The 26,981-nt window shown below is 63.1% G+C and carries 25 protein-coding genes; 13 read left to right on the top strand and 12 right to left on the bottom strand.

Annotation, left to right across the window (positions count from 1 at the left end):
- The first annotated feature begins 281 nt into the window (after positions 1-281).
- Positions 282-2,390, top strand: coding sequence for an ATP-dependent DNA helicase RecG (gene recG, locus X750_RS139270; protein ID WP_023748542.1), 2,109 nt, complete (start codon positions 282-284; stop codon positions 2,388-2,390).
- Here the strand turns inward: recG and X750_RS139275 are convergent.
- The 4 genes from X750_RS139275 to X750_RS139290 all read right to left on the bottom strand — a co-directional run bounded on the left by X750_RS139275 (position 2,342) and on the right by X750_RS139290 (position 7,457).
- Entirely contained in the window at positions 2,342-3,100 is a 759-nt protein-coding gene (locus X750_RS139275; RefSeq protein WP_027050381.1) for a DUF502 domain-containing protein, read from the bottom strand. The genes recG and X750_RS139275 overlap by 49 nt on opposite strands.
- 92 nt (positions 3,101-3,192) lie before the next feature.
- Entirely contained in the window at positions 3,193-5,016 is a 1,824-nt protein-coding gene (glmS, locus tag X750_RS139280) for a glutamine--fructose-6-phosphate transaminase (isomerizing) (RefSeq protein ID WP_023748541.1), read from the bottom strand.
- A 194-nt stretch (positions 5,017-5,210) separates the two neighbouring features.
- Entirely contained in the window at positions 5,211-6,584 is a 1,374-nt protein-coding gene (gene glmU, locus X750_RS139285; RefSeq protein ID WP_023748540.1) for a bifunctional UDP-N-acetylglucosamine diphosphorylase/glucosamine-1-phosphate N-acetyltransferase GlmU, read from the bottom strand.
- 123 nt (positions 6,585-6,707) lie between these two features.
- Entirely contained in the window at positions 6,708-7,457 is a 750-nt protein-coding gene (locus X750_RS139290; protein WP_023748539.1) for a cytochrome c biogenesis CcdA family protein, read from the bottom strand.
- A 218-nt stretch (positions 7,458-7,675) separates the two neighbouring features.
- Between X750_RS139290 and X750_RS139295 the strand changes: the two genes are divergently transcribed.
- The 8 genes from X750_RS139295 to rpmG all read left to right on the top strand — a co-directional run bounded on the left by X750_RS139295 (position 7,676) and on the right by rpmG (position 16,944).
- Positions 7,676-8,053 (top strand): hypothetical protein, encoded by a 378-nt coding sequence (locus X750_RS139295; protein WP_023748538.1) that lies wholly within the window; start codon positions 7,676-7,678, stop codon positions 8,051-8,053.
- Positions 8,054-8,371: 318 nt separating this feature from the next.
- On the top strand, positions 8,372-11,035 hold the full coding sequence (topA, locus tag X750_RS139300) for a type I DNA topoisomerase (RefSeq protein WP_023695425.1): 2,664 nt from the start codon (positions 8,372-8,374) through the stop codon (positions 11,033-11,035).
- A 4-nt stretch (positions 11,036-11,039) separates the two neighbouring features.
- Complete coding sequence (rnr, locus tag X750_RS139305) at positions 11,040-13,346, top strand: ribonuclease R (RefSeq protein WP_023744817.1); 2,307 nt, start codon at positions 11,040-11,042, stop codon at positions 13,344-13,346.
- Positions 13,346-13,798 (top strand): DUF983 domain-containing protein, encoded by a 453-nt coding sequence (locus X750_RS139310; protein ID WP_031194788.1) that lies wholly within the window; start codon positions 13,346-13,348, stop codon positions 13,796-13,798. The genes rnr and X750_RS139310 overlap by 1 nt, the downstream gene beginning before the upstream one ends.
- Before the next feature lie 87 nt (positions 13,799-13,885).
- Entirely contained in the window at positions 13,886-14,626 is a 741-nt protein-coding gene (locus tag X750_RS139315; RefSeq protein WP_023748537.1) for an NUDIX hydrolase, read from the top strand.
- A 79-nt stretch (positions 14,627-14,705) separates the two neighbouring features.
- Positions 14,706-15,881 carry an MFS transporter gene (locus X750_RS139320; protein WP_023681570.1) on the top strand — a complete coding sequence of 392 codons (1,176 nt, stop codon included), beginning with the start codon at positions 14,706-14,708 and terminating at the stop codon, positions 15,879-15,881.
- A gap of 116 nt (positions 15,882-15,997) precedes the next feature.
- The gene (locus tag X750_RS139325) at positions 15,998-16,453 is read left to right on the top strand and encodes a hypothetical protein (RefSeq protein ID WP_023710625.1); all 456 of its coding nucleotides are present in this window, start codon (positions 15,998-16,000) and stop codon (positions 16,451-16,453) included.
- A gap of 323 nt (positions 16,454-16,776) precedes the next feature.
- On the top strand, positions 16,777-16,944 hold the full coding sequence (gene rpmG, locus X750_RS139330) for a 50S ribosomal protein L33 (RefSeq protein WP_006201775.1): 168 nt from the start codon (positions 16,777-16,779) through the stop codon (positions 16,942-16,944).
- Between the two features lie 409 nt (positions 16,945-17,353).
- Here rpmG and X750_RS139335 read toward each other — a convergent pair whose 3' ends face one another.
- Both X750_RS139335 and X750_RS139340 read right to left on the bottom strand, forming a co-directional pair.
- Positions 17,354-18,727: a PleD family two-component system response regulator gene (locus X750_RS139335; protein ID WP_023725725.1), complete on the bottom strand. Its 1,374-nt coding sequence runs from the start codon at positions 18,725-18,727 to the stop codon at positions 17,354-17,356.
- Between the two features lie 24 nt (positions 18,728-18,751).
- The gene (locus X750_RS139340; protein WP_023667574.1) at positions 18,752-19,123 is read right to left on the bottom strand and encodes a response regulator; all 372 of its coding nucleotides are present in this window, start codon (positions 19,121-19,123) and stop codon (positions 18,752-18,754) included.
- A 239-nt stretch (positions 19,124-19,362) separates the two neighbouring features.
- On the opposite strand from X750_RS139340, the gene X750_RS139345 reads away from it, so the two are divergent.
- Entirely contained in the window at positions 19,363-19,662 is a 300-nt protein-coding gene (locus X750_RS139345) for a DUF3572 domain-containing protein (RefSeq protein ID WP_023691161.1), read from the top strand.
- Positions 19,659-20,312 (top strand): hypothetical protein, encoded by a 654-nt coding sequence (locus X750_RS139350; protein WP_023681574.1) that lies wholly within the window; start codon positions 19,659-19,661, stop codon positions 20,310-20,312. The genes X750_RS139345 and X750_RS139350 overlap by 4 nt, the downstream gene beginning before the upstream one ends.
- 24 nt (positions 20,313-20,336) lie before the next feature.
- On the opposite strand, the gene X750_RS139355 is transcribed toward X750_RS139350, so the two are convergent.
- Positions 20,337-21,824, bottom strand: a complete 1,488-nt coding sequence (locus X750_RS139355; protein WP_023748536.1) for a hypothetical protein — start codon at positions 21,822-21,824, stop codon at positions 20,337-20,339.
- A gap of 100 nt (positions 21,825-21,924) precedes the next feature.
- Positions 21,925-22,500 (bottom strand): GNAT family N-acetyltransferase, encoded by a 576-nt coding sequence (locus X750_RS139360; RefSeq protein ID WP_023667578.1) that lies wholly within the window; start codon positions 22,498-22,500, stop codon positions 21,925-21,927.
- Between the two features lie 67 nt (positions 22,501-22,567).
- On the opposite strand from X750_RS139360, the gene X750_RS139365 reads away from it, so the two are divergent.
- Entirely contained in the window at positions 22,568-23,896 is a 1,329-nt protein-coding gene (locus tag X750_RS139365; RefSeq protein ID WP_023748535.1) for a DNA polymerase IV, read from the top strand.
- 6 nt (positions 23,897-23,902) lie between these two features.
- Here the strand turns inward: X750_RS139365 and X750_RS139370 are convergent, their stop codons facing one another.
- Positions 23,903-24,409, bottom strand: coding sequence for a hypothetical protein (locus X750_RS139370; RefSeq protein ID WP_023741461.1), 507 nt, complete (start codon positions 24,407-24,409; stop codon positions 23,903-23,905).
- Between the two features lie 181 nt (positions 24,410-24,590).
- Between X750_RS139370 and X750_RS139375 the strand changes: the two genes are divergently transcribed.
- Entirely contained in the window at positions 24,591-25,472 is an 882-nt protein-coding gene (locus X750_RS139375; RefSeq protein ID WP_023748534.1) for a DMT family transporter, read from the top strand.
- A gap of 7 nt (positions 25,473-25,479) precedes the next feature.
- Here the strand turns inward: X750_RS139375 and X750_RS139380 are convergent, their stop codons facing one another.
- The 3 genes from X750_RS139380 to X750_RS1000000166540 all read right to left on the bottom strand — a co-directional run bounded on the left by X750_RS139380 (position 25,480) and on the right by X750_RS1000000166540 (position 26,818).
- Positions 25,480-26,283: a potassium channel family protein gene (locus X750_RS139380; protein ID WP_023701195.1), complete on the bottom strand. Its 804-nt coding sequence runs from the start codon at positions 26,281-26,283 to the stop codon at positions 25,480-25,482.
- A 147-nt stretch (positions 26,284-26,430) separates the two neighbouring features.
- Positions 26,431-26,679 (bottom strand): hypothetical protein, encoded by a 249-nt coding sequence (locus X750_RS1000000166545; protein WP_198021008.1) that lies wholly within the window; start codon positions 26,677-26,679, stop codon positions 26,431-26,433.
- On the bottom strand, positions 26,669-26,818 hold the full coding sequence (locus tag X750_RS1000000166540; RefSeq protein WP_198021007.1) for a hypothetical protein: 150 nt from the start codon (positions 26,816-26,818) through the stop codon (positions 26,669-26,671). The genes X750_RS1000000166545 and X750_RS1000000166540 overlap by 11 nt, the downstream gene beginning before the upstream one ends.
- Positions 26,819-26,981: the final 163 nt, after the last annotated feature.

Below are 26,981 nucleotides of genomic sequence, written 5' to 3'. Positions count from 1 at the left end.
GCGTGGATAGAGGGCGGTGTCAGCCTTGCAACGCACGGGTGGGCGGCTAAACATCCCGGGTGTGAAGAACACTCCTGACAACGCTGGTGCCGGACACCGCCCGCACTTCACCCTCCCCCTTGTGGGGAGGGTCGGCGAGCACGCTTCGCAAAGCGAAGCGAGTGAGACGGGGTGGGGGTGCGGCGCTGACCTACCGACTTCCTCGAAAGTTAGCCGCGCACCTACCCCCATCCCGCTCCGCTTCGCGGATCGACCCTCCCCACAGGGGGGAGAGTGAAGCCATGCGCCCCTCCCTCCTCGACCCTCTCTTCGTCCCGATCACTTCGCTTGCCGGCGTCGGCCCCAAGGTTGGCGCTCTGATTGAGAAGGTGGTGGCGGCCGATCTCGGCGAACGGCCGGCGCGCGCGGGCGACCTGTTGTTCGTTCTGCCGCACACCGTCATAGACCGCCGCAATCGTCCCGGCATCGCGCTTGCGCCGGCCGGCGCCATCGTCACGCTCGACGTGCGCATCGACCGCCACCAGCCGCCGCCGCGCGGCAACCGGTCGGTGCCTTACCGCGTCTATGCCCATGACGACACCGGCGAGATCGGCCTGATCTTCTTCCACGCCCATGCCGCCTATCTCGAAAAGGCGATGCCGGTGGGCGAGCATGTCGTCGTCTCCGGCCGCATGGAGTGGTTCAACGGCCGCCCGACCATGGTCCATCCCGACCATATCGCCCTGGTGAGCGAGGCGGAAACACTGCCGCTGGTCGAACCGGTCTATCCGCTGACCGCCGGCCTGTCGGGCAAGGTGCTGCGCCGCGCCATCGGCCAGGCGCTCGGCCGGCTGCCGGAATTGCCGGAATGGCAGGACGGCGCCTTCATGCGCAAGCAGACTTTCCCCGCCTTCGCCGACGCGCTCGCCCGCATCCACTATCCCGCGGACCCGATCGATGTCGCCATCGAGGGGGTGGCATGGCGCCGCCTTGCCTATGACGAGCTTCTCGCCGGCCAGGTCTCGCTGGCATTGGTGCGGGCAAAAGTGCGCCGCCTGTCGGGCCGGCCGCTCATCGGCGACGGTCGCATCGTCGAGAAACTGCGCGCAGCCCTGCCGTATTCATTGACCGGCAGCCAGGAATTCGCGCTTGCCGAAATCAATGCCGATCTGGCCGACCCCGAGCGCATGCTGCGCCTGCTGCAAGGCGATGTCGGCTCCGGCAAGACGGTGGTGGCGCTGCTGGCCATGGGGCGCGCAGTCGAGGCCGGCGGCCAGGCGGCCTTGATGGCGCCGACCGAAATCCTGGCGCGCCAGCATCTGGCGACGATCACGCCTTTGGCCGAACAGGCCGGCCTGCGCGTCGCTATCCTGACCGGCCGCGAAAAGGGCCGCGAACGCACTGAAACGCTATCAGGTCTCGCCAGCGGCGAGATCGACATCGTCGTCGGCACCCATGCGCTGTTCCAGGAAACGGTGGCCTATCACGACCTCGTCTTTGCCGTGGTCGACGAGCAACACCGCTTCGGCGTCCACCAGCGGCTTGCCATCACCGCCAAGGGCGACGCCCCCGACATGCTGGTGATGACGGCGACGCCGATCCCGCGCACTCTGGTGCTGACCGCCTTCGGCGACATGGACGTCTCCAAGCTGACGGAAAAACCGATCGGCCGCCAGCCGATCCGCACCGTCACGCTGCCGCTGGAACGGCTGGACGAACTGGTCGGTCGCATGCTGGACGCGGTTGCCGACGGCCAGAAGATCTACTGGATCTGCCCGCTGGTCGAGGAATCCGAAGAGATCAAGTTGATGTCGGCCGAGGACCGTTTTGCCTCGCTGCAGCCCTTGTTCGGCGATCGCATCGGCCTCGTCCACGGCCGCATGAAGGGCGCCGAAAAGGACGAGGCGATGCGCGCGTTCAAGGCCGGCGAAACCCGCATCCTGATCGCCACCACCGTCATCGAGGTCGGCGTCGACGTGCCGGACGCCACCATCATGGTCATCGAGCATGCCGAACGTTTTGGCCTGGCGCAACTGCACCAGTTGCGCGGCCGCGTCGGCCGCGGCGACAAGCCTTCTTCCTGCGTGCTGCTCTACAAGGACCCGCTCGGCGAAACGGCCAAGCGCCGGCTGTCGGTGATGCGCGAGACCGAGGACGGGTTCCTGATCGCCGAAGAGGATCTGAAGCTGCGCGGCGAAGGCGAATTGCTCGGCACCCGCCAGTCCGGCACGCCGGGCTTCCAGGTGGCGCGCATCGAGGTGCACGCCGACTTGCTCGAAGCAGCCCGCGACGATGCAAGGCTGATCCTGTCGCGTGATCCGGAACTACAGTCTGAGCGCGGCGAGGCGCTGCGGCTGCTGCTCTATTTGTTCGGCCGCGACGAGGCCGTGCGGCTCTTGCGTGCCGGCTGAGCCAAAGCGCCAAGCGGCGGGTTGGCGAGATCTCCGTCGATCGGCTGGCCGTTCATAGTCACCATTTTCGGCTTGACTTCGGGCGCCACCAGCCCGGCCGAGACGATCAGCCTGGCGCCGTCCTCGATCGTCATGTCGAGCAGCACGATGTCGGATTTCGGCACGTACATCAGGAAACCGGTGGTAGGGTTCGGCGTGCACGGCATGAACACGGCGATCATCGGGTCGCCTGCATGGTCGAGCTTCTGGTTGATCTCGGTTTCCTTTTCACTGGCGACGAACACCAGCGACCAGACGCCTTTTCGCGGATATTCGACCAGCCCGACCTGGCGGAACATATCGCCCTTGTTCGACAGCACCGTCTGGAATATCTGCTTCAGCGAACCGTAGATGCCGCGCACCAGCGGCATACGGCCAAGCAGCCGTTCGCCGAAATTGACGATCGCGCGGCCGACGATGTTGGCGGTCATGAAGCCGATCAGCGTGATCAGCACGAGCGCCACGATCAGGCCGAAGCCGGGCACCGGAAACGGCAAATAGGTGTCGGGGCTGTAGCGCGCCGGAATGTACGGCTTCACCCAGGAATCGACCCAGCCGACGAACGACCAGGCGATATAGGCGGTGATCGCCAGCGGCGCGCAGACGATAAAGCCTGTGAGGAAATAGTTCCTCAGCCGGGTCATGCCGGAAGTTCTGGGAGCATCGGACATGGTTCACCGGGGACGCGGGTTGCAGGGCCACACTAGTGAAGCGAACGGCGCTTTGGAACCGCGAAGTTTTTAAGACCGCCGATGAGCGCCGACTACTCCACGGTCACCGATTTCGCTAGATTGCGCGGCTGGTCGACGTCGGTGCCCATGAAGACGGCGGCGTAGTAGGCCAGCATCTGGATCGGCAGCGCGTAGATGATCGGCGAGATGATTTCCGGCACGTCTGGCAGGATGATCGTCTCCATCGTCTTGACGCTGACCTGCGCCGCGCCCTTGGCGTCGGTGATCAGGATGATCTTGCCGCCGCGCGCCGCCACTTCCTGCATGTTCGACACCGTCTTTTCGAAGATGCGGTCATGCGGCGCGATGACGATGACCGGCATGTTCTCGTCGATCAGCGCGATCGGCCCGTGTTTCAGTTCGCCCGCGGCATAGCCCTCGGCATGGATGTAAGAGATTTCCTTGAGTTTCAGCGCGCCTTCCATGGCCAGCGGGAAATTGGTGTCGCGGCCGAGATAGAGCACGTCCTTGTAGCGCGAGATTTCGCGCGCGATGCGCTCGATCTGCTCCTCGAGCTTGAGCACCTGGTTGGCATAGCGCGGCGCTTCCGAAAGCGCGCGCACCAGCGTCTTTTCCTCGTCCTTCGAGATCGTCCCGCGCGCCACGGCGGCGCGCACCGCAAGCGACGCCAGAACCGAAAGCTGGCAGGTGAAAGCCTTGGTCGAGGCGACGCCGATTTCCGGCCCGGCCAGCGTCGGCAGCACCACGTCGGATTCGCGCGCCATGGTCGATTCGCGAACATTGACGATTGCGCCGATCTTCATGCCGGCCTTGCGGCAATAGCGCAGCGAGGCCAGCGTGTCGGCGGTTTCGCCCGACTGCGAGATGAAGAAGGCGGCATCATCAGCCGACAACGGCATTTCGCGATAGCGGAATTCCGAGGCGACATCGATGTCGACCGGCAGCCGCGCATAGCGCTCGAACCAGTATTTGCTGATCAACCCCGCGAGATAGGCGGTGCCGCAGGCCGAGATCGCCAGCCGGCCGATCTTGGCGAAGTCGAACGGCAGTTCCAGCGGCTTCGACACGCCAGAGACGAAATCGACATAGTGCGCCAGCGTATGCGAGATCACCTCGGGCTGTTCATGGATTTCCTTTTCCATGAAATGGCGGCGGTTGCCCTTATCGACCATGAAACTGGTCGATAGTGATTGCTGGCGCTTGCGGGCAACCTCTTTGCCGTCGATGTCGAAGATGGTGACGCCATCGCGGCGCACCACCGCCCAGTCGCCGTCTTCAAGGTAGGTGATGGAATTGGTGAAGGGCGCCAGCGCGATGGCGTCGGAGCCCAGAAACATCTCGCCATCGCCATGGCCGACGGCCAGCGGAGGGCCATTGCGGGCGCCGACGATGAGGTCCTCGTCGCCGGTGAACATGATGGCCAGAGCAAAGGCGCCTTCCAGTCGCTTCAGCGCCTGATGCGCCGCCTCGATCGGCTTCAACCCCTTGGCGAGTTCGCGCGCCACCAGATGCGCTACGACCTCGGTGTCGGTCTGCGACGAGAAGGAATAGCCGTCGCGGATCAGCTCATCGCGCAACTCGGCGAAATTCTCGATGATGCCGTTGTGAACGATGGCGACGCCGTTGGAAAAATGCGGATGGGCGTTGGTCTCGTTGGGCACGCCATGGGTCGCCCATCGCGTGTGGCCGATGCCGATGGTGCCGTCGAGCGGTTCTTCCTTCAGCCGGCGTTCGAGGTTGATGAGCTTGCCTTCGGCGCGGCGGCGGCCGAGCGCACCTTTCTCGACGGTGGCGACTCCGGCGGAGTCATAGCCACGATATTCAAGCCGCTTCAAAGCATCGACAATGAGCGGCGCGACTTGGCTCTGGCCGACAATTCCGACGATACCGCACATGCGCCTGCCCCCGATTCACCTGGAAAACCAGTCCCGATGGAAAACCAGCGTTATCTAGGGATTGCCGGCCCGCCGCGAAAGTCACTTTGCATTTCGTCTGGTGTAACGGAACGCTTCTCAACCCGATGCACCATGACACACCGCTCTTGCAATCCGGTTACCGCAATTCCTCGGTTGTTCAATTGCTTCGGCGGTTAATGGTCGGTGCCGGCCTTTTTCTTCGCCGCCGCGGCCGAGGCAAAGCGCTCGCGCAATTCCTTGCCTTTCCCGGGAATGGTCTTCTGGCGGGCGCGGCCGAAGGCCAGCGCATCGTCCGGCACGCTTTCGGTGATGACGCTGCCCGAGGCGATGTAGCCACCCTTGCCGATGGAAACCGGCGCCACCAGCGACGAGTTCGAGCCGACAAAGGCACCCTCGCCGATATCGGTGAAGAACTTTGAATAACCATCATAGTTGCAGGTGATGGTGCCGGCGCCGATATTGGCCCCCGCGCCCACACGGGCATCGCCGATATAGGTCAGATGATTGACCTTGGCGCCCTCCTCGATGACCGCCTGCTTGACCTCGCAGAAATTGCCGACCTTGGCCTTTTGCCTCAGATCGGCGCCAGGCCTGAGCCGCGCGAACGGACCGACGTCGCAATTGGAGGCGATGGTGGCGCCCTCTATGTGGCTGAAAGCGTGTATCTTGGCCCCGGTTGCAATTTTCACGCCCGGGCCGAACCAGACATTGGGCTCGACGATCGTGTCGGCGCCGATTTCGGTGTCGTGCGAGAAATACACGGTCTCCGGCGCGATCAGCGTTACGCCCGACAGCATCGCCTCGTGCCGGCGACGCGTCTGCCAGATGTCTTCCGCCTGCGCCAGTTCGGCTCGGTTGTTGATGCCTAGCGCACTCTCGAAGCTGGTTTCGGTGGCAACGACATCTACGCCCTGCGCGCTGGCGATCTCGACGATGTCGGTGAGATAGAACTCGCCCTTGGCGTTCTTGTTGCCGACCTTGTCGAGCAGTTCGAGCGCATGAGCGCCGGCCACCGCCATCATGCCGGCATTGCAGAAGCCGATCTTCTTTTCCTCGGCGGAGCAGTCCTTCTCTTCGCGGATGGCAGTCAGCTTGCCGCCCTTTTCGATCAGCCGGCCATAGCCGGCCGGGCTGAGCGGACGGAAACCGATCACCACGACGGCCGCGCCATCGGCAAGCTTTCGCCGTGCGGTCACCAGGGCTTCAGCATCGATCAGCGGAGTGTCGCCGAACATCACGAGAATGTCGTCATAACCCCTTGATATTGCACCGCGTGCGGCCAGCACGGCATGCGCGGTGCCGAGCCGCTTCTCCTGCACGAACGTCTCGGCCTTGGGGGCGAACTTCGCCGCAGCCTTGCGCATTTCCTCCGCCCCATGGCCGATCACCAGCGCCTGGCTGGCAGCACCGGCGGCCCCGGCCGCCTTCACAACATGGGCGACCATCGGCAGCCCGGCGATCTGGTGCAGCACCTTGGGCAGAGCGCTCTTCATGCGCGTGCCTTCGCCGGCGGCGAGGATGACGGACAGACAGGATCTCTGGCTCATGGAAGGACAACCATCTGAAAAGGGATCAGGAATCGGAGAGTGGTAGCATCTGGCGTCATGCTGCACCAATGGGGTTAAATTCCGGTGAGGTGATGAGGCAGTTCACTCTCGATCAGCGGATCTCTACCCCAGCCGGCCCAGCACCGGAAATGTCTCCAGCAGCCAATAGGACACCGTCTGCACGCCACCGGTGAGGAAGAACACGCCGGCGATAACCAGCAGCGCGCCGATCGCCTTTTCGACGCGGCCGAGATGGACGCGGAACCTGCCCAGGAAGCGCATGAAGGCGCCGGAGAACAGGGCAGCAATCAGGAACGGAATGCCGAGGCCAAGCGAATAGGCGGCAAGCAGAAGAGCGCCCTCGCCCACCGTCTCGCGGCCGCCGGCCAAGGTCAGGATCGGCCCCAGCACCGGGCCGATGCACGGCGTCCAGCCAAAGGCGAAGGCCAGCCCCATGACATAGGCGGCGACCATGCTGGCAGGCTTGCCCTGCGACTGAAAGCGCGCCTCGCGCGACAGAAGTGGTATGCGCAGGATGCCGAGGAAATTCAGCCCCATCAGGACGATCAGCACCCCGGCCGCCATCGCCAGCGGCTCCTGCCAGACGCGCAGCCAGTGGCCGATGGTCGAGGCGCCGGCGCCAAGCGCCACGAACACGGTGGAGAAACCGAGTACGAAGGCGAGCGAGGAATAGATGAGCGCGCCGCGGGCGCCGGCCTTGGCCGTGACGCCGGCACCGCCACCGCGAAAGTCGTCGACCGACACGCCGGCCATGTAGCAGAGATAGGGCGGCACCAGCGGCAGCACGCAAGGCGACAGGAACGAGATCGCCCCCGCTCCGACCGCGCTGACATAGCCGATGTCCAATGGCATTCCAGAACTCCAGATTCCTTGGCGCCGATATAGCGACGCAAAATCGTGTTCGCCAATCACCATCGTGTGGAATTTGGCTACAGATACGATCCGGCCGGACGAATTGTTGTCGGCCAATCCCAAGTTGACCAAGCCGGGGAAGAAATGTCCCTCGCCGAACGTTCACAGAGCGAAGCCGCGGTTTCTGCGCGCTTCGTCGGATCACCAGGGAGATTTCCATGAAAACGATCACCGTCGGCCTGGCCGCCCTTCTGCTCAGCACCGCCGCATCCTTCGCCGCCGAAGCGTGGAAGGAAGCGGAAGTCGCTGGCACCAAGATCTACACCGATGCCAACGGCATGACGCTCTATACCTATGACAAGGACGAGAAGGGCAAGACCAACTGCTATGACAAATGCGCCACCAACTGGCCGCCGCTGAAGGCCGAGGACGGCGCCAAGGCGGACGACGAATGGACCATCGTCGACCGCACCGACGGCACCAAGATGTGGGCCTATGACGGCAAGCCGGTCTACACCTTCATCAAGGACAAGAAGGCCGGTGACGTCACCGGCGACGGCGTCGGCGAAGTCTGGCACATCGTCAAGGCCGACTGATCGTCCGAACCTCTATCCCGCACCCCATCGGCGGGACTCGGCTGGCCGCCGGCTCCAAGCGACCCGGCGGCCAGTTCGGCATTCACGGGCAGCACGAACTGGTCGCGGCACCTTTCCCGGTGGCTCGAAACACGAACCCTCCCAGACAAAAAATTTTGTGATCTTCTCCATACACTCTAAGAGTGTATTGCGGCACACGCCTCCGCATTTTGGCCGCTTGCCCTTGACCGATCGCAAAAGCGCGGCCATGTGAGCGACCAATTGAATGCGTCACGCAGCGGAATTCTTCTGCCGCCCCCACAGCTGATATGAGACCTCATGGACGTCGTCGTCGTCGAATCGCCGGCCAAGGCAAAGACAATCAACAAGTATCTCGGCAAGAACTTCAAGGTTCTGGCCTCGTTCGGCCATGTCCGCGATCTGCCGGCCAAGGATGGTTCGGTGCGTCCCGACGAGGATTTCGCCATGTCCTGGGCGGTCGACACCGCTTCCGGAAAGCGTCTCACCGACATCGCCAACGCGGTCAAGGATGCCGATGGCCTGATCCTCGCCACCGATCCGGATCGCGAGGGCGAAGCCATTTCCTGGCACGTGCTGGAGGTGCTCAAGCAGAAGCGCGTGTTGAAGGACAAGCCGGTCAGCCGCGTCGTCTTCAATGCCATAACCAAGTCGTCGGTGCTGGAAGCGATGGCCAATCCGCGCCAGATCGATGCACCATTGGTCGATGCCTATCTGGCTCGCCGCGCACTCGATTATCTCGTCGGCTTCACGCTGTCGCCGGTGCTGTGGCGCAAATTGCCGGGCGCCCGTTCGGCCGGCCGCGTCCAGTCGGTGGCGCTGCGCCTGGTCTGCGACCGCGAATCCGAGATCGAGCGCTTCATCCGCGAGGAATACTGGCAGATCGCTGCCCTCCTCGGCACGCCACGTAACGACAGCTTCGAGGCGCGGCTGACCGCGTTCGAGCGCAAGAAGCTGCAGAAGCTCGACATCGCCAGCAAGGCGCAGGCCGACGATATCAAGGGCATGCTCGAAGGCGCGACCTTCAAGGCTCTGTCGGTGGAAGCCAAACCGACAAGGCGCAATCCTGGCCCGCCCTTCACCACTTCGACGCTGCAGCAGGCGGCATCGTCCGGCCTCGGCTTTTCGGCGACGCGCACCATGCAGGTGGCGCAGCGCCTCTATGAAGGTATGGAGATCGGCGGCGAGACTACCGGCCTGATCACCTATATGCGAACCGACGGCGTGCAGATGGCGCCGGAGGCGATCGACGCCGCCCGCGACACCATCGCCAAGGAATTCGGCCCAAGATACCTCCCGGAAAAGCCGCGCCAGTACACAGCCAAGGCCAAGAATGCCCAGGAAGCGCACGAGGCGGTCCGCCCGACCGATTTCATGCGCACGCCGGCTTCGGTCAGGCAATATCTCGATTCCGACCAGCTGCGGCTTTACGAATTGATCTGGAAGCGCGCCATCGCCAGCCAGATGCAGTCGGCCGAGATCGAGCGTACCACGGTCGAAATCGAGGCGGTCAATGGCGCTCGCACCGCGGAGCTTCGCGCCGTCGGTTCCGTCGTTCGCTTCGACGGCTTCATCGCCGCCTACACCGACCAGAAGGACGACGACGCCGAAGACGAGGAAAACCGTCGTCTGCCCGAGATCCGTGCCGGCGAGCAGTTGGCCCGTCAGGCGATCAATGCCACCCAGCACACCACCGAGCCGCCGCCGCGCTACTCCGAGGCGTCGCTGATCAAGAAGCTGGAAGAGCTCGGCATCGGCCGTCCGTCGACCTACACCGCGATCCTGAAGACGTTGGAAGACCGTGACTACGTCACCATCGACAAGCGCCGGCTGGTGCCGCAGGCCAAGGGCCGGCTGCTGTCGGCTTTCCTCGAAAGCTTCTTCGAGCGCTATGTCGAATATGACTTCACGGCCTCACTCGAGGAAAAGCTTGACGAGATTTCCGACGGCAAGCTCGCCTGGAAGGACGTGCTTCGTGACTTCTGGAAAGATTTTTCCGGCGCCGTCGCCGACATCAAGGAACTGCGCGTCACTGACGTGCTCGACGCGCTGAACGAGGAACTGGCGCCGCTGGTGTTCCCCGCGCGGGAGGATGGCTCGAATCCCCGCATCTGCCCAAAATGCGGCTCCGGCAATCTGTCGCTGAAACTCGGCAAGTTCGGCGCCTTCGTCGGCTGCTCCAACTATCCGGAATGTTCCTTTACCCGCCAACTCGGCGATGCCGCCAACCCGAATGGCGAGAATGGCGGCGGCGAGGACGGCACCAAGGTCCTCGGCAAGGACCCCTACACGGCAGAGGAAATCACGCTGCGCTCAGGCCGCTTCGGTCCTTATATCCAGCGCGGCGACGGCAAGGAAGCCAAGCGCTCCAGCCTGCCCAAGGGCTGGACGCCCGACTCGATCGACCATGAAAAGGCCTTGGCGCTGCTGTCGCTGCCGCGCGATATCGGCAAGCACCCTGAATCCGGCAAGATGATCTCCGCCGGGCTTGGCCGCTATGGTCCATTCGTTTTGCATGATGGCATCTATGCCAATGTCGACAGCATAGAGGATGTGTTCTCGATCGGCCTCAACCGCGCTGTCACCGTGATCGCCGAGAAGCAGCTGAAGGGCAAGGGCGGCCGCAATGGCGGCACTGCGGCGGCGCTGAAGGAACTCGGCGACCATCCCGATGGCGGGGGCAAGATCGTCGTGCGCGATGGCAAATATGGGCCCTATGTCAACTACGGCAAGGTCAACGCGACACTGCCCAAGGGCAAGGATCCGCAGTCGGTGACCGTCGAGGACGCGCTGGCGCTGATCGCCGAGAAGGAAGCCAAGGGCGGCGGCAAGAAGCCGTTCCGCAAGGCGGCAGCCGCCAAGGCCCCCACAGCCAAGAAAACCACTGCCAAAACAACCACTGGCAAGAAAACCACAGCCAAGAAGTCGGCGACCAAGAAGCCGGCGGCGAAGAAAAAGGGATAGCAGCGTGGCGCGCAGGATCACCGGTAGAAGCCACGGCGATCCGCGCACCGCCGACACGAGGGCCAAGGTCAAGGACGACTACAGGCCCTCGCGTGACGAAATCCTGCGCTACATCGCCGAGAACCCCGACCGCGCGGGAAAACGCGACATCGCCAAGGCGTTTGCCTTGCGCGGCGACGACCGCATCTGGCTGAAGGACATTCTGCGCGACCTGCAGGACGAAGGCATCCTGACCAAGGAGCGCAAACGGCTGGCCCGTGTCGGCGCCTTGTCGCATGTCGCCGTACTCGACATTTTTGGCCGCGATGGCGACGGCATCCTGCTGGCGCATCCTGCCGAGCCCGTAGGCACCGGCGAACCGCCCGTCGTCTCGATCCGCGTCTCGCGCGGCGGCAATGGCCCGCAGCCGGGCATCGGCGACCGTGTGCTGGCCAAGACCTTCCCGACCGACGATGCGACCGGGCCCGCCTATACGGGCCGCGTAATGAAGATTTTCGAGAAGCGGACAGATGCCGTGCTGGGCGTCTTTCGTATCCTTCAGGACGGCACCTTCCGCATCGAGCCGGTGGAACGTCGCCAGCCCGAACTGATCGTCGACAAGGAATTCCAGAACGGCGCCAGGAACGGCGACCTTGTCGAGGTCGAGCCCGCGCGGGCCTCCCGGTATGGTTTGCCGCGCGCAAAAGTGGTGGCGGTGCTGGGCTCGCTGACCAGCGAAAAGGCGGTCTCGATGATCGCCATCCACGCGCACGACATTCCGCATATCTTCCCGGCCGACGTCATCGCCGAATCCGAGGCGGTAAAACCGGCGACGCTTGCTCACCGCGAGGACTGGCGCGACCTGCCGCTGGTGACCATCGACCCGGCCGACGCCAAGGACCATGACGACGCCGTCTTCGCCACGCCCGACCTCGACGAGAAGAACCCCGGCGGCGTGATCGCCACGGTGGCGATCGCCGATGTTGCAGCCTATGTCCGCTATGGCACCGCACTCGATCGCGAGGCGCTGAAACGCGGCAATTCTGTCTATTTCCCCGACCGCGTCGTGCCGATGCTGCCAGAGCGCATCTCCAACGACCTGTGCTCGCTGCGCGAAGGCCAGGACCGTCCCGCGCTTGCCGTGCGCATGATTTTTGCCGCCGATGGCCGCAAGCTGCGTCACACCTTCCACCGCGTCATGATGAAATCGGCGGCAAAGCTCGCCTATCCGCAGGCCCAGGCCGCGATAGACGGCCTTCCTGACGACAAGACCGGCCCGATCCTCGATACGGTGCTGAAGCCGCTGTGGGACGCCTACGCCATCCTCAAGCGCGGCCGCGATGGCCGCCAGCCACTCGAGCTTGATCTGCCCGAGCGCAAGATCCTGCTCAAGCCGGACGGCACCGTCGACCGCGTCGTCGTCCCGGAGCGGCTCGACGCCCACAAGCTGATCGAAGAATTCATGATCCAGGCCAATGTCGCCGCCGCCGAAACGCTGGAAGCGAAGAAGCAGGCGCTGGTCTACCGCGTCCACGATGCGCCGTCGCTGGCCAAGCAGGAATCGCTGCGCGAGTTCCTGCAGACGCTCGGCCTGTCGCTGGCGCGTGGCGCGCAGATGCGGCCCGCCCAGTTCAACGGCATTCTCGAGCGCGTGCGTGGCGCCGACAATGAGGGGCTGGTCAACGAAGTGGTGCTGCGCTCGCAGAGTCAGGCCGAATATTCGCCCAAGAACATCGGCCATTTCGGCCTCAACCTGAAGCGCTACGCGCATTTCACCTCGCCGATCCGCCGCTATGCCGATCTGATCGTGCATCGCGGGCTGATTGCCGCACTTGGGCTCGGCCCTGGCGGGCTGACGCAGGACGAAGAGACGCGGCTGGAAGACGTCGCGGTGCTGATCTCCGGCACCGAGCGCCGCGCCATGGCGGCCGAGCGCGACACCGTCGACCGGCTGATCGCTGCCTACCTCGCCGAGCGCATCGACGACCGGTTCGACGCCCGCATTTCGGGCGTCACCAAATCGGGACTATTTGTCCAATTGCCGCAGTTTGGCGCAGATGGCTTCATCCCGGTGTCAAGTCTGGATGGCGATTACTATATATATGACGAAACCGCGCGATCGCTGTTCGGAGAACGCACCGGCAAGGGCTATCAGCTTGCCGACCGCGTCGAGGTTCGCCTGATCGAGGTGGCGCCTATGGCCGGCGCGATGCGTTTCGAGATGCTGACCGACCCGAAGCCCCTGCCCGGCTCCAAACGGTCGTTTCACAAGGCAAAAGGCCGCGCCCGCGCGTCGCAATCGCGCCCGGGGTCGCGCGGCAGGAGACGATAATGGCAAGCGAAATGGGAATCCAGAAGCAGGTTTTCGGCGGCGAACATCATTCGGGCCGAGTCGCCCGCCCGCTGTGGACGGCGATGAAGCGCGGCGCCCTTGGCCGCTGCCCGCATTGCGGCGAAGGCAGGTTGTTCGCCGGCTTCACCAAAAGTGTCGACAAATGCGCCGTGTGCGGTGAGGAGTTCCACCACCACCGCGCCGACGACCTGCCCGCTTATCTCGTCATCGTCATTGTCGGCCACATCGTTCTCGGCGCCTTCATGGGCGTTGAGGCGACCTCGACGCTCTCCATGTGGCAGCACATCGCCATTTGGGTGCCGTTGACCATCGTGCTGTCGGTCGCTCTGCTGCAACCGGTCAAGGGCGCCGTCATCGGACTGCAATGGGCGCTCTATATGCACGGCTTCGGCGGCGAAAAAGACGGCACCGAGCCGCATCCCGGAACCTAGTTTGCGTCAGGGCAATGTCGCCTGGCGCAACATGCCGACCGTGAAAGGCCACTTTCGTTTGCCAGAAGTTTCCGCTAGGTCCTGCGCATGGAAGGTATGACCAAGGCGGAAGTCAGCAGGATGGACCGTGGCGCAGCCGCCCACAGCGGCCTGCCCATACGCCCGCGCGATGCCGCCACCCTGATCCTGCTCGACCGCGAGGGCGACGAGATTCTGGTGCTGATGGGCCGGCGCCATGCAGGCCACGCCTTCATGCCCGGCAAGTTCGTCTTTCCCGGCGGCCGCACCGATTCGGCCGACAGCCGCATAGCCGTTGCCACCCCATTGCTCCCGGAGGAAGAAGCCAGGCTGACCGCCGGCGTCGGCCGCATCAGCCCGTCGCGGGCCCGTGCCATCGCGCTCTCGGCCATCCGCGAGACTTATGAGGAAGCCGGCCTGCTCATCGGCCGCAAAGGCTCGTTCGCAACCGACAAGCGCGACTGGCAGGGCTTTGTCGAGCACGGCGTCCAGCCTTCGCTGGCGCCGCTGCGCTTCATCGCCCGCGCCATCACCCCGCCCAATCGCGTGCGTCGTTTCGACACCCGCTTCTTCAGCGCCTGGCGCAGCGATGTCGCCGTGGAACTGCCGGGTGGCGGCCCGACCAATGAGCTGGAAGAACTGGTCTGGCTGCCGCTTGCCAAGGCCAGAGAGGCCGATATCCCCGACATCACCCGAACGATCTTGCAGGAGCTGGAGACGCGGCTTGCCGGCGATCCGCGCCTGCGACCCGGTGGGTCCGTGCCGTTCCACCGGCTTATCCGCAACCGCTTCGTTCGCGAAATTCTTTAGAGCAATTCCAGGAAAAGTGTGACGCGGTTTTCCGTCCGGAATTACGCAATATCAAACAGACAGAGTATTCAGGCATCACATGACGGTCGATACCCAGCAAGAGGGCGACGAGCGCGTACATTGGCTACCGATGATCGCCGCGATCTCGTCGATCAGCGTCGTCGGCATCGCCATAGGCCTCGGCATGCCGCTGCTCAGCGTTATTCTCGAGAGCCGCGGCCACTCGGCATCGATGATCGGCCTCAACACCGCGGTCGCCGGCCTTGCCTCGATCGCCGGCGCCCCGCTGGCCACGCCGCTGGCGATGCGCTTCGGCGTCGCCTGGACGATGATCGCCATGATCGCCGCCGGCGCGCTCGCCTTTGTCGGCTTCCACTTCGCGCCGGACTTCTGGATGTGGTTCCCACTACGCGTCGTGCTGCACATCGCGCTGACGGTGCTGTTCATCCTGTCGGAATTCTGGATCAGCACCTCGGCGCCGCCGCGCCGGCGCGGCCTGGTGCTCGGCATCTACGCCACAGTGCTGTCGCTCGGCTTCGCCGCCGGGCCATGGATCTTCGCCCATATCGGCAGCACCGGCTTCTTGCCGTTTGGCGTCATCATCGTCCTGGTCGCGCTGGCCGCAATCCCGGTGCTGGCCGCACGGAATGAAAGTCCCACAATCGTGGTTGACGGCGAAACCAGCAACTTCCTGCGCTACATCTGGCTGGTGCCGACAGCGACCGCCGCCGTGCTGGTGTTCGGCGCCGTCGAGACCGGCGGCTTTGCGCTGTTCCCCGTCTATGGCAACCGCATCGGCTATTCCGAGGCGGATGCAGCCCTCCTGCTCACCATGATCGGCCTCGGCAACGTGCTGTTGCAGATCCCTATCGGCATGATCAGCGACCGCGTCTCAGACCGCCGCTATCTGCTTTTGGCCTGTGCCACGGTCGGACTTGCCGGCACCATCTTCATGCCGTTCTTCGCCGGCAATTGGCACCTTATGGCGGCGCTTCTGTTTGTCTGGGGCGGCGTGGTGGCCGCCATGTACACGATCGGCCTTGCCCATCTGGGCTCGCAGCTCTCCGGCCATGAACTGGCCTCGGCCAATGCCGCCTTCGTGCTCTGCTACGGCGTCGGCATGGTGCTTGGCCCGCAGGCGATCGGCATCGGCATGGATGCCTTCGGGCCCTCCGGCTTCGGCTGGTCGCTCGGCCTGTTCTTTGCCGCCTATATCGCCTTGGTCAGCGCCAGGCTGGTCCGCAAGATCTGGTAGCCTGTCCGTCGCCAGCCTGCGCAATCCTGACGGGATGTCGCCGCTGCTGACAGAACCGTGTCAGGAGACCTCAGCTAAAAGGGTGTCCCAAAAAACCCGAGTTTGAGGATACGGCGATGATCGACAGCGGCTTTGAAACCACATCTCTGCGCATGACGCTTCTGCTGCTTGTCAGCTTCCAGGCCCCGGCAACCGATGTCGACCGCATCATGGACGCCGTGGTCGCGATCGCGCCGCTGGCAATGGGCAAATACGACCGCAACGCCTATCAAACGGCGCACGGCATCGAACGCTACCGACCGCTGGAAGGTGCAGCCGCCGGCGTCGAAACCGAACTGCGCCGCCGCCCCGGCACCGTCGAGGTCTCGTTCGAGTTGCCCGACGACCAGGTGCTCGCCGCCCGCGTCGTCGAGGCGATTTTCCAGGCGCATTCCTACCAGGAGCCGGTGATCCGCATCCAGCCGATCCTCGCCAGCCGCTCCAAGGGCCTGGACGACCGCGCCAATCCGAATCGCTGGTGGAACACCACCGGGGACTGGAAAAAAGCGCTTCCAGTTAAGGAAGAAGCCTAGAAATCCGGCCCCGCTGAGGGCGAGCAACAGCGACCTTACCTTCTCTCCTTGTGGGGTGAGAAGCGGCCTCGTAGCGGACGAAAAGCCAATTGCTTGGTTTTCGAGATTCGAACGCCCTGAGCCTCAGCCTCCATCGAGCCGGTGATAAAACCGGACAACTCATGTGCTACCTAATCCGGACAACTCATGTGCTTACGACACGGCGGCCGCGCCGGGCTTGACTTTCCGGGCACGTTCTTTATGTGTCGCGCCAAGTTTCCCGCGTCCGGGTGTTTTCCCCCGCTCCAGCGGCCAAAACCCCACGAACATAACGGACTGATACAATGGCCAAAGCCGCAAACATCAAGATCAAGCTTCTGTCGACCGCCGACACCGGTTTCTTCTACGTGACCAGCAAGAACAGCCGTACCAAGACCGACAAGCTGTCGTTCCGCAAATACGACCCGGTCGCCAAGAAGCATGTCGAGTTCAAGGAAACCAAGATCAAGTAATCTGGTTTTCATACGCTCTGTCAAAAGCGCCGCCCCTTCGGGCGGCGTTTTTGATTCAAGGCCCCGAAAAGCCAGAACCCTCCGCTGTTTGGCGCGAAGTGCTCATCTCATTTTTTGGCAAAAAAGGGGGCCGGTCGGCGTATGGCAGCGGTACGAGGAGGCCACTATGTGCCAGCGCCGGCCGGCCGACCCCACGGACCCAGGAGATGCGGCGGACCTGAGCATCATGGGGTATTCGGCGAAGCGATGCGGCTGTCTACCCTCGTGCCCGCATCGCCCTTGTTCTTGCACCGCACATTTGCGCAACAATGTTTGAAAATCAATAGTTTCTTAACCAAGCCTGCCGAATCGCTTGGATTAAGGTAAATTCCTAACCCTGTCCGATTGACTGCATAATCGGTGGTCTAGCCTACGCTGCCTTGGCGACGACCCGGTTGCGGCCGCCACTTTTGGCTTCGTAGAGCGCCACGTCGGCACGTTTCATCAACGCCGCGACCGTGTCCGCGCCCTTCAGAACCGATGACACGCCGACGCTGACCGTGACTTCGATCGCCTTGCCTTCAGGGCCGATGGCAAACGGCAGCTGGGCGATTTCAGCGCGAATGCGCTCGGCAACTTTCTCCGCCACCGCGCCGTCCGTGTCCGGCATCACAACGACGAATTCCTCGCCGCCGAAGCGGCAGGCAAGGTCGATGCCCCTGACGTTCTTGCGCAGCCGCCTTGCGAACTCGCGCAGCACATCGTCGCCGCCATCATGGCCATGCGAGTCATTGACGGTCTTGAAGCGGTCCAGATCGGTGATCATCACCGACAGAGGCCGCCGCCGCGCCACGGCGCGGTCGAACAGCGTCTGCAAATGGCTGTCGAGGTAGCGGCGGTTGTGCAGCCCGGTCAATGCGTCGGTCACCGCCATCTCGATGGTCTGGGTGACACTGGCGCGCAGCTGGTCGTTGTAGCGCTTGCGGCGCACCTGGGTGCGCAGCCGCGCCGTCAGCTCCTGCTGGTCGATCGGCCGCATCAGATAGTCGTTGATGCCGAGCTCGAGCCCGCGAATGATGCGCCCCTCCTCGCCTCCATCGGCAATCAGGATGATCGGCAGGAAGCGGGTGCGGTCGAGCGAACGAAATTGCGAACACAACCGCAGCGGATCGAAATCGGCAAAACCGGTCGAGATCAGCACGCACTCATAGGGCGCCTCGGCGGCTTGGAAGAAGCCGGCATGCGGATCGGTCGCAATGTCGAGCTCGGCGCTGCCGCGCAGCATTTTCTGGATGCGCTCAACCGACGATTTGCGCTCGTCGATCAACAGCACCTTCGGCGTGGCGTCCTCCGACGCGAAGCTGCGGCTCAACAGCGCCTCGATGCCGATGTTGCGGGTGGTCGATGCGCGCAGCCGCAGCTCGTCGGTCAGCGACTTCAGCCTGACCAGGCTCTTCACCCGCGTCATCAGCTGCAGATCGTTGACCGGCTTGGTGAGAAAGTCGTCGGCGCCTGCCTCGAGGCCGCGCACCCGGTCGGCAACGTGGCCCAGCGCGGTCACCATGACCACCGGTATATGCGCGGTCGCCGGATCGCTTTTCAGCCGCTTGCAGACCTCGAACCCGTCCATGCCGGGCATCATCACGTCGAGCAGCACGACATCGACCTTGCCGTTTTCGCAGGTCTCGATCGCGTCCGGCCCGTTGGAGGCCGTCAGCACCTCGAAATATTCGGCCAGCAGCCGAACCTCGAGAAGTTTGACATTGGCAGGGATGTCGTCGACGACGAGGATCCGCGCGGTCATGTCACAAGGCTCCGGCTGAAGGCATCAGGCATCACCGAGATAGGATTTGATGGTCTCGATGAAACGCGGCACCGAGATCGGCTTGGAGATGTAGGCCTCGCAACCGCCCTGGCGAATGCGTTCCTCGTCGCCCTTCATGGCGAAGGCGGTGACGGCGATGACCGGAATGGAATGGAGGTCGTCGTCCTCCTTCAGCCATTTCGTCACTTCCAGCCCCGACACTTCGGGTAGCTGGATGTCCATCAGGATCAGGTCGGGCCTGTGCTGGCGCGCCAGATCGAGCGCCTCGAGCCCGTTGCGCGTGCGCACCGTTTCATAACCGCTGGCTTCGATGAGGTCGCGAAAGAGCTTCATATTGAGCTCGTTGTCCTCGACGATCATGACCTTCTTAGGCATCGATTTCCCATCCCGGCCAGGCTTCTGCCCGAAGCCCTGCCGCTATGCGCCCTTGTCGAAGCACACCAAACCCTCGCCCACTCTTAAGGCAATATGATTGACGAAATGGAAACCCGAAGCGGCAAAAGCCATTCGGATTCCACCTCGAAAACCACATTGGATCGGGGCTGTGGCTTGCCGCAGGCGACGCTTGCGATTACTGCGGAAAAGAGACTCATTTCAGCAACGAGAAAGTAGTGATGGCAAACGCAGCGTCAATGCGCGAGGAAGCGGAAACCATTGCCGTGAAGGCACTGGGCTTCGTCGCCGCCGACCCCGAACTCCTGCCGCGCTTCCTGGCCATCACCGGCATCGAGGCGTCCGCCATCCGCCGCGCCGCGGCCGAACCGGGATTCCTTGCCGGCGTGCTGCAGTTCATCCTCGCCCACGAGCCGACCTTGCTGCGCTTTGCCGAGGAAACCGGCACCCCGCCTGCCTCAGTCGGCAAGGCGTTGCGCGCGCTGCCTCTTGGCGGCGACGACCATGAGCATTCGATATGAGCGACGATCCCGAGACGGCACGCCAGATCGCCGAACTTGCAGCCGACGACCGGCCTCTGCTGATCCTCGATGTCGACGATGTCGTGCTCGAATTCATCCGGCCGTTTCCGCATTTCCTGAAATCGCGCGGCTTCGGCCTGACCCTGGCCTCCTTCCGTCTCACCGGCAACATTGCCGAAACGGCGAGCGGCCGGCTGATCGAACAGCCGGAGGTGACGGCACTTCTCGGAGATTTCTTCGATACGCAGGCCGACTGGCAGAGCGTTACCGACGGTGCCGAACAAGCGCTTGCCAGCCTCAGCGACCGCGTCGAGATCGTCCTTTTGACCGCCATGCCGCACCGGCATCGCGCCGCCCGCCGCGCCCATCTCGATGCGCTCGGTCTGCCCTATCCGCTATTGACCACCGAAATGGCCAAGGGACCCGCGGTGGCCAAATTGCGTGGTAGCAGAGGCCGGCCGGTAGCCTTTGTCGACGACCAGCCCGCCAACCTCATCTCGGCACGCAACTCGGTTGCCGACGCCCATCTCTTCCACCTGATGGCCGACAATTCGCTGCGCGCCTTCCTGCCGCCGGTGCCGGACGACATCATCTCCGTCGAGGACTGGCACGAAGCCGCGCCAAAGATTGCTAGCGCGCTGGGACTCTGAGTTAGCCGCCCCCGAGGTCAGTGCTCAAGGCTTCGTTGCTGTCCCAGGGATCGCATCCGGATCGGCGTTGTCTTCCACGACCGGATCAGGCCCCTTCAGCATCGCGCCGTTGACCGTCACCGACCCATCATGCCTGGCGTTGATCACCCATTCGATACGGCCGTCCGGCAGCGTCTTGGCGAATCCCTTAATCGCAAGCGCCCCTGTGAAAGCCTGCGAGGCCTCCGGGTCAGATTTAGCCGCCGCCTGCAAGGTTTCAACGATCTTGTCGTAGCCGGTTACGTTGACGGTCACGCTCGCATCCGGCTTCTTGCCGGGGAACGTCATTTCGCCCTCCATGGCGACCTCGATGTCGCCGTTCTTCACCGTGCTGTGCCCGAGAACGAATTTTGGTATCTTGGCCAGGAAATTGGCGGAAATCTCGTCGCCGAAATCTGGCGGCAGCGGTGGATCCTTGCTGAAATCGAGGGTGTCGATGGTTTTCCTGGCCATACTGTCGAGATCGATGTTGGCGCCGCCGAAATTCAGGTCGAGATCCGTCGGCAGCAACGCAACGGTCCAACTGGGCAGCATCTGCTGCGGTATTGTCAGGCCGGAAACCTTGAATGCGTAGCTGATCTTGCCGTCCTTGCTGATGCCGTCCATGCCGACAACGGTGTTCAGCTGCGCCGCGCCGAAATTGCCGGCATATGTTTCAATGGCAATGTTTTTGAATGCGTAGGTCCCATCGATCCGTTCCCATAGCGGCAGCGCACCGAGCAGAAGCGTTTTGAACTCTGCTTGATCGGCCTTCAGCCGGGCCTCGTCCTCATGGGCGACGGCGAACGCCAAAAGATCCAGAAGCGGCTTGGTCTGAATGGCCTTAGCGGTCACGTTCACAGCGAGCTCCGGTGCCCGGAGCGCTGCGATTGACCGGTCATCGATTTTGACCGTTTCGACGAAGTCCGCCATCGCCTGTGTGAGTTTAAGATCGACGCCGCCGTTGGCCGACTTCCTGGCGTCAAATTTGGAAGAGCCCAGCCCCACGCTCAAATCGGTCAATTGACTGACTTGGCGCGACGTCATCGTCATGCCCGCAATCGAACTGGTGCCGCTGGTAAATGCCGCCAGTTCCGGGTCATAGACGCCCGTGAACTTGCCATCCTTGACAACGATTTGCCCGGTGTTCAGGCCATTTGGGCCATTTACCTCGATGGACCCAGTCGTAGAGAAATCCGAGGCGACATCCCAGCCTCCGTCGCTGCGCGGTTTGACCCGCAGCGTGACGGGCGGGAAATCGAACCGCTTCAGATCCTGCTTCGGCATCTTCGCCACAAGCGCCATCACATCGAAGGTGATCTTGTAGGCACCCTCCTCGGCTGAGATCTTCAAAATGCCTTCATTGAGCGCCTGTTTGCCGACATAGCGAGAGAGCTCATCGGAAAGTTGCTTGGCACCTTGGGCATCGACAGCCTGGCCAAAGGCAGGAGCGCTGAGGGCGAGAAGGAAAGCAAGCGGCAAGACACGGTTCACAAAATTCTCCATTTGACCAAAAAGGAACGCTTCGTTCGTCTGCTATGAAACCAACCTACAGCTTCCACAGGACATCAACAAACGCCGACGGGTAATTAGACTACAACACCAGCCGCATCAGCGGCCGTCCGGCCTTGCGTTCGACAAGCCGCTCGAAGCCGGCCCTTTCGAACACACGCGACGAGCCGACGAACAGCCCGATCGAACGCGAATCGCGCGACACGTCGATCGGACACGCCTCGACCAGCCGCGCCTTGTTCTGGCGGGCAAAAGCGATGCCGCCCTCGACCAGGCGGTGGCTGACGCCCCGGCCGCGCGCGCTGGCGCGGATGAAGAAGCAGGAGATGGCCCAGACGCCGGGATCTACGGCGTCGGTTGGATCGACCGGCGCCGAGCCCCGGCCCCGATTGTTCCATTCGGGCACGTCGGCGCGTGGACCGATCTGCATCCAGCCGACCGCCTGGCCGTCCTCGAAGGCCAAAAGCCCCGGCGGCGGCCCGGCCTCGATACGCGCCTTGATATGATCCTTGTTGCGCTGCTTGTCGCTGGCCCGTCGGACCGCCGGCGCCATCCGGAAATGCGTGCACCAGCAGCCGTAACAGGCGCCCTGCTTGCCGAAAAGATCCTCGAAATCCGCCCATAGGTCAGGCGCCAGCGGCGCTATGGTGGTGCTCATGAGTTCTCTCCCGGCTAACCGCTTGTGGCGGCTTCCGTCCTGACGTACCATTGCATCTGTTCTCTTTATGTTCGCAGCGATGGCGGCCCCTGTCAACAATCCCGAGCACGGTTTTTGCCGCGACTGCCTGACCTTTCAGCGCAGCGATACCAGGCGCTGTGAGCGTTGCGGCAGCCCTCGACTCACCCGCCATCCCGAGCTCTACCAACTGCATCTGGCGCATATCGATTGCGACGCCTTCTATGCGGCGATCGAAAAGCGCGACAATCCGGCGCTGAAGGACAAGCCGCTGATCATCGGCGGCGGCAAGCGCGGCGTCGTCTCCACCGCCTGCTACATCGCCCGCATCAAGGGGGTGCGCTCGGCAATGCCTATGTTCAAGGCGCTCGAAGCCTGTCCGGAAGCGGTCGTCATCCCGCCCAATATGGAGAAATACGTCCGCGTCGGCCGCGATGTCCGCGCCTTGATGCAGGCGCTCACGCCGCTGGTCGAGCCGCTCTCCATCGATGAGGCGTTTCTCGACCTTGCCGGCACCGAGCGCCTGCACGGCATGCCGCCGGCGGTGGTGCTGGCGCGCTTTGCGCAGACCGTCGAAAAGGAAATCGGCATCACCGTTTCGGCCGGCCTTTCCTACTGCAAGTTCCTGGCCAAGGTTGCCTCCGATTTCCGCAAGCCGCGCGGCTTTTCGGTGATCGGCGAAGCCGAGGCGCTGGGTTTCCTGGCCGAACAGCCAGTGACGCTGATCTGGGGCGTCGGCAAGGCTTTTGCCGCAACGCTCGAACGCGACGGCATCCGCAGCATCGCCCAGTTGCAGCGCATGGAGCGCGCCGATCTTATGCGCCGCTATGGCGTGATGGGCACCCGGCTCTACCATCTCTCGCGCGGCCAGGACGACCGCCGTGTCGATCCCGACCAGGATGCGAAAAGTGTGTCGGCCGAAACCACTTTCGACACCGACATAGCTGAAATGGGCGAACTGGTTCCAGTGCTGAGGGGATTGTCGGAAAAGGTCTCGGCGCGGCTGAAGAAGTCAGGCATTGCCGGGCGCACCGTGGTGCTGAAGCTGAAGACGCAGGATTTCAAGCTGCGTACCCGCAACCGCCAGCTCGGCGACCCGACCCGGCTGGCCGACCGCATTTTCCAGACCGGGCTCGAGCTGTTGCGCAAGGAGGCGGACGGGACAAAGTACCGGCTGCTTGGCATCGGTGTCAGCGATCTCTCGGATGACGAGAAGGCCGATCCGCCCGATCTCGTCGACGTCGGCTCGCGCAAGCGCGCCATGGCCGAAAGCGCCATCGATACGCTGCGCGACAAGTTCGGCAAGAAGGCGGTGGAAACCGGCTACACCTTCGGTAAAGGCCGCAACCCCAACCCGCCGGAGCCGATCGAGGAGTGAGACGGCTTAGATACGCTTGAGATCGATGCGGCTCGTCACCACGCTCTTGCCGGTTTTCGGATCGACGTCGGTAACGGTCAACCGCATTCCGTCGCCGCTGGTTTTCTCCACCGTCAACCGCGCCTTGCGATCGCCATTGACCTCCGCCGCCCAGCGAATGCCGAGACTGATCGCGTTCCCGGAACGGCTGCCGGCGAGCTGTGCCGGCCCGGTGCGCGACCCGACATAGACGCCAGTATACTTCGCCCCGCGGGCCTTCAGATTGGCGCTGATGGCGCGCGTCACCACGACAAGACCACGGCAATTGCCGTCAAGCGACAATGAACTCGAGGTCGCGTCGGAATTGAAGGTGCAGGACACATTCACCGTCGGTGCGTCGGTGGTGACCTTGACTGTCCCCTTGCCGGAGAAATTCCCTTGCAAGGAGCTGAGAAAATTCGCCTCGTCGGCATCGGCCGTGGCGCTTGCAGTTAGCAGGCAGCCGGCTAGCAGAAACCGCGCGAATGATTTCATCGGAATCTCTCCCCCGTTGATGTTGAAGAACGATGCCTCAAGCAATTGGCCAATACCGGAACCAACGCCTGCCGTTGCGTCAGGTTCCACTTCCGGCATGGCTGTTTTTGCTACGGTCTGGCCCAGTCGAATGCGTCGCCTAACGGTTGCGATAGAAGTCCCGGCTTGCGACATAGCGCCTATGGCACCTTCCCCATCGATCCCGAAAGCCGCGTTCTGGATGGCGCTGTCGATCGCCTCGTTTCTGGCGATGTCAGTCGCTGGCCGCGCAACCACCGCCGAGCTCAACGTCTTCCAGGTGCTGGAACTGCGCTCGGTCATCGGCTTCTTCATCCTGTTGCCGCTGGTGACGATGAGCGGCGGATTCGCCGCAATGCGCACGCAGCGCCCGTTGGCCCATATCGCTCGCAATGTCATCCACTATACGGGCCAGGCGGCATGGCTCTATGCGCTGACGCTGATCCCGCTTGCGGTGCTCATATCGATCGAATTCACCACGCCGATCTGGACCGCGATCCTGGCGGTGACCTTTCTTGGCGAAAGGCTCTCCCGCCCGAAAATTGCGGCGGTCGTGCTTGGCCTGATCGGCGTGGTGGTCATCGTTCGCCCCGGCGTCGGCTCCATGGATCCGGGTCACCTCGTCGTTCTCGGCGCGGCCGTGTGCTTTGGCGTATCGGTGGTGTTGGTCAAGTCGCTGACCCGCACGGACAGTGTCGTGCGCATCATCTTCTGGATGCTGATCATCCAGTCGGTGGTCGGCCTGATCCCGGCGCTTTATGAATGGCGCAACCCACCGCTCGAACTCTGGCCATGGATCCTGCTGATTGCCTTCACCGGCATGTCGTCGCATTTCTGCATGGCGCGTGCCCTCACCTATGCCGACGCTACGGTGATTTCACCGATGGATTTCCTGCGCGTGCCGCTGTCGGCGCTGATCGGCTGGCTGCTCTACCGCGAACAGATCGACATCTTTACAGCCGGCGGCGCCCTGCTGATCCTGATGGGCAACCTGCTCAACCTGCAGCGCAAGGCGCCAAAGCCGGCCGAGGTCGCGGCCTCGTAGCGGTCGGTCAATTCCCCTCATCCGGTATGTTGAGAAGATGCCCGCAGGCCTTGCAGTGCACGGCGTCCGGCTCATGCCGTTGCAGTCCGCATTGCGGACAGGGAAAGAACACCTTGGCGGGTCGAAAAATCGCCGTCGCCAGTCTGACGAACAGCGAGATGCCGATGATCATGGTGGCGATCGCGGTCAGCTTGCCGGCGATCCCCGGCAGCACGATGTCGCCGAAACCGGTGGTCGTCACCGTGGCAACGGTGAAATACAGCGCATCAATGTAGTTTTCGAGGCCGGCGCCGGTGCGGAAGAAGAAGGTGTAGACGAAGCCGGTGATGACGAACAGGAACGTCAACAGGTTGATGACCGCGTGGCTCGCCTCGCGCCAGGGCCTCAAGCCACGCATTTCGAAATGCCGCCACAGCGACCCGCTGCGCGACAGCGACCACAGCCGCAGGATGCGCAGGAACGCCAGATTTGCCAGCGCCGTCGGCATCAGCAGCGTCAAAAGGATGAAGACATCGACCCAGGATGTCGGCTGTTTCATCAGCCGCAACATGTCGTTGGAGGCTAACAGCCGGGCAATCAGGTCGGCGGCGACCAATGCGGCGACGGTATAGTCGAGCCACAGGAATGACGGCTTGTCCTGGAGCACCGGCGTGGCAACGAAGAAGGCGATGATGGCGAGGTCGATGATGACCGCCGCCAGTTGAAACCGGAACGCCGCCGGCGTGCGCCCGTGATAGAGCTTGCGCAGCCTGTCACGCAGCCGCGCCATCGCTGAGTTTTGCTGCAATCCGTCCTTCTCGGCTGCCTTCATCACAAGTGCGTAACGGTCCCAGCCGGGGCCGTCTAGAGCATGATCCCAAAAAGTGGGTGCCGGTTTTGGAAAAGATCATGCTCCAACAAAGGGTTAGATCATGATGAGATTTCAACCAAATCTCATCATGACCTGACCCGGTGATCGTCACCCCTTGCCGTCCGGCCCCACGAGGCGCCAGGCCGAGGCGGTGTCGTAGACGAACCGCTCCTCCGCAATCCGGTCACCATGCCAGCGCTGCAGGGCCACCTCTTCCAGCCGGCGCACGGTGCCGGCCTTGTCGACACGGTCGAAGGTCCAGCGTATGGCGACATTGTCGCCATCGACCAGGAATGTCTGGACAGGATGGGTGTGCATCTTCTCGATCCGGTCGAGTGCTGCCTGCTCATGCGCCATCAGTGTTTCCTTGCCGCCGCGGGACGCCGAGATTTTCCTGCATGGTGGCATCGTCATGGTAGAAGTCGGCGATCGCCTTGACGTGGCAGCCTTCGACCACCTCCTTGAGGAAGGCTTCGACGCGTTCGCGGCTGGGCATGATTGTGCGTTCCTGTGAAGTTTCTGCTCAACGCATGTGGTTCAAAGGAAGGTCAGTTCAACCACGCCCCGCACGCTGGCCCTATCGGCTGCAATGTCAGGCCCAGAGCATCTTTAGGCCGTCATGCACTGGCCGACGTCGATGCGACTGCCGTGTATATCAG

It is taken from the genome of Mesorhizobium sp. LNJC391B00, from assembly GCF_000502535.1.
Classification (GTDB): Bacteria; Pseudomonadota; Alphaproteobacteria; order Rhizobiales; family Rhizobiaceae; genus Mesorhizobium.
This window is presented reverse-complemented; position numbering and strand designations above follow the sequence as displayed.

Bases quoted from the DNA above. Each gene is read 5' to 3' on its own strand.
- X750_RS139375 (WP_023748534.1), top strand. From the start codon at position 24,591: ATGGCACCTTCCCCATCGATCCCGAAAGCCGCGTTCTGGATGGCGCTG.
- X750_RS139320 (WP_023681570.1), top strand. From the start codon at position 14,706: ATGACGGTCGATACCCAGCAAGAGGGCGACGAGCGCGTACATTGGCTA.
- X750_RS139275 (WP_027050381.1), bottom strand. From the start codon at position 3,100: ATGTCCGATGCTCCCAGAACTTCCGGCATGACCCGGCTGAGGAACTAT.
- rpmG (WP_006201775.1), top strand. From the start codon at position 16,777: ATGGCCAAAGCCGCAAACATCAAGATCAAGCTTCTGTCGACCGCCGAC.
- X750_RS139360 (WP_023667578.1), bottom strand. From the start codon at position 22,500: ATGAGCACCACCATAGCGCCGCTGGCGCCTGACCTATGGGCGGATTTC.
- X750_RS139380 (WP_023701195.1), bottom strand. From the start codon at position 26,283: ATGAAGGCAGCCGAGAAGGACGGATTGCAGCAAAACTCAGCGATGGCG.
- X750_RS139345 (WP_023691161.1), top strand. From the start codon at position 19,363: ATGGCAAACGCAGCGTCAATGCGCGAGGAAGCGGAAACCATTGCCGTG.
- topA (WP_023695425.1), top strand. From the start codon at position 8,372: ATGGACGTCGTCGTCGTCGAATCGCCGGCCAAGGCAAAGACAATCAAC.
- glmS (WP_023748541.1), bottom strand. From the start codon at position 5,016: ATGTGCGGTATCGTCGGAATTGTCGGCCAGAGCCAAGTCGCGCCGCTC.
- X750_RS139365 (WP_023748535.1), top strand. From the start codon at position 22,568: ATGTTCGCAGCGATGGCGGCCCCTGTCAACAATCCCGAGCACGGTTTT.
- X750_RS139295 (WP_023748538.1), top strand. From the start codon at position 7,676: ATGAAAACGATCACCGTCGGCCTGGCCGCCCTTCTGCTCAGCACCGCC.
- X750_RS139335 (WP_023725725.1), bottom strand. From the start codon at position 18,727: ATGACCGCGCGGATCCTCGTCGTCGACGACATCCCTGCCAATGTCAAA.
- X750_RS1000000166540 (WP_198021007.1), bottom strand. From the start codon at position 26,818: ATGCCCAGCCGCGAACGCGTCGAAGCCTTCCTCAAGGAGGTGGTCGAA.
- X750_RS139325 (WP_023710625.1), top strand. From the start codon at position 15,998: ATGATCGACAGCGGCTTTGAAACCACATCTCTGCGCATGACGCTTCTG.
- X750_RS139340 (WP_023667574.1), bottom strand. From the start codon at position 19,123: ATGCCTAAGAAGGTCATGATCGTCGAGGACAACGAGCTCAATATGAAG.
- X750_RS1000000166545 (WP_198021008.1), bottom strand. From the start codon at position 26,679: ATGGCGCATGAGCAGGCAGCACTCGACCGGATCGAGAAGATGCACACC.
- X750_RS139310 (WP_031194788.1), top strand. From the start codon at position 13,346: ATGGCAAGCGAAATGGGAATCCAGAAGCAGGTTTTCGGCGGCGAACAT.
- recG (WP_023748542.1), top strand. From the start codon at position 282: ATGCGCCCCTCCCTCCTCGACCCTCTCTTCGTCCCGATCACTTCGCTT.
- X750_RS139290 (WP_023748539.1), bottom strand. From the start codon at position 7,457: ATGCCATTGGACATCGGCTATGTCAGCGCGGTCGGAGCGGGGGCGATC.
- X750_RS139350 (WP_023681574.1), top strand. From the start codon at position 19,659: ATGAGCGACGATCCCGAGACGGCACGCCAGATCGCCGAACTTGCAGCC.
- X750_RS139315 (WP_023748537.1), top strand. From the start codon at position 13,886: ATGGAAGGTATGACCAAGGCGGAAGTCAGCAGGATGGACCGTGGCGCA.
- glmU (WP_023748540.1), bottom strand. From the start codon at position 6,584: ATGAGCCAGAGATCCTGTCTGTCCGTCATCCTCGCCGCCGGCGAAGGC.
- X750_RS139370 (WP_023741461.1), bottom strand. From the start codon at position 24,409: ATGAAATCATTCGCGCGGTTTCTGCTAGCCGGCTGCCTGCTAACTGCA.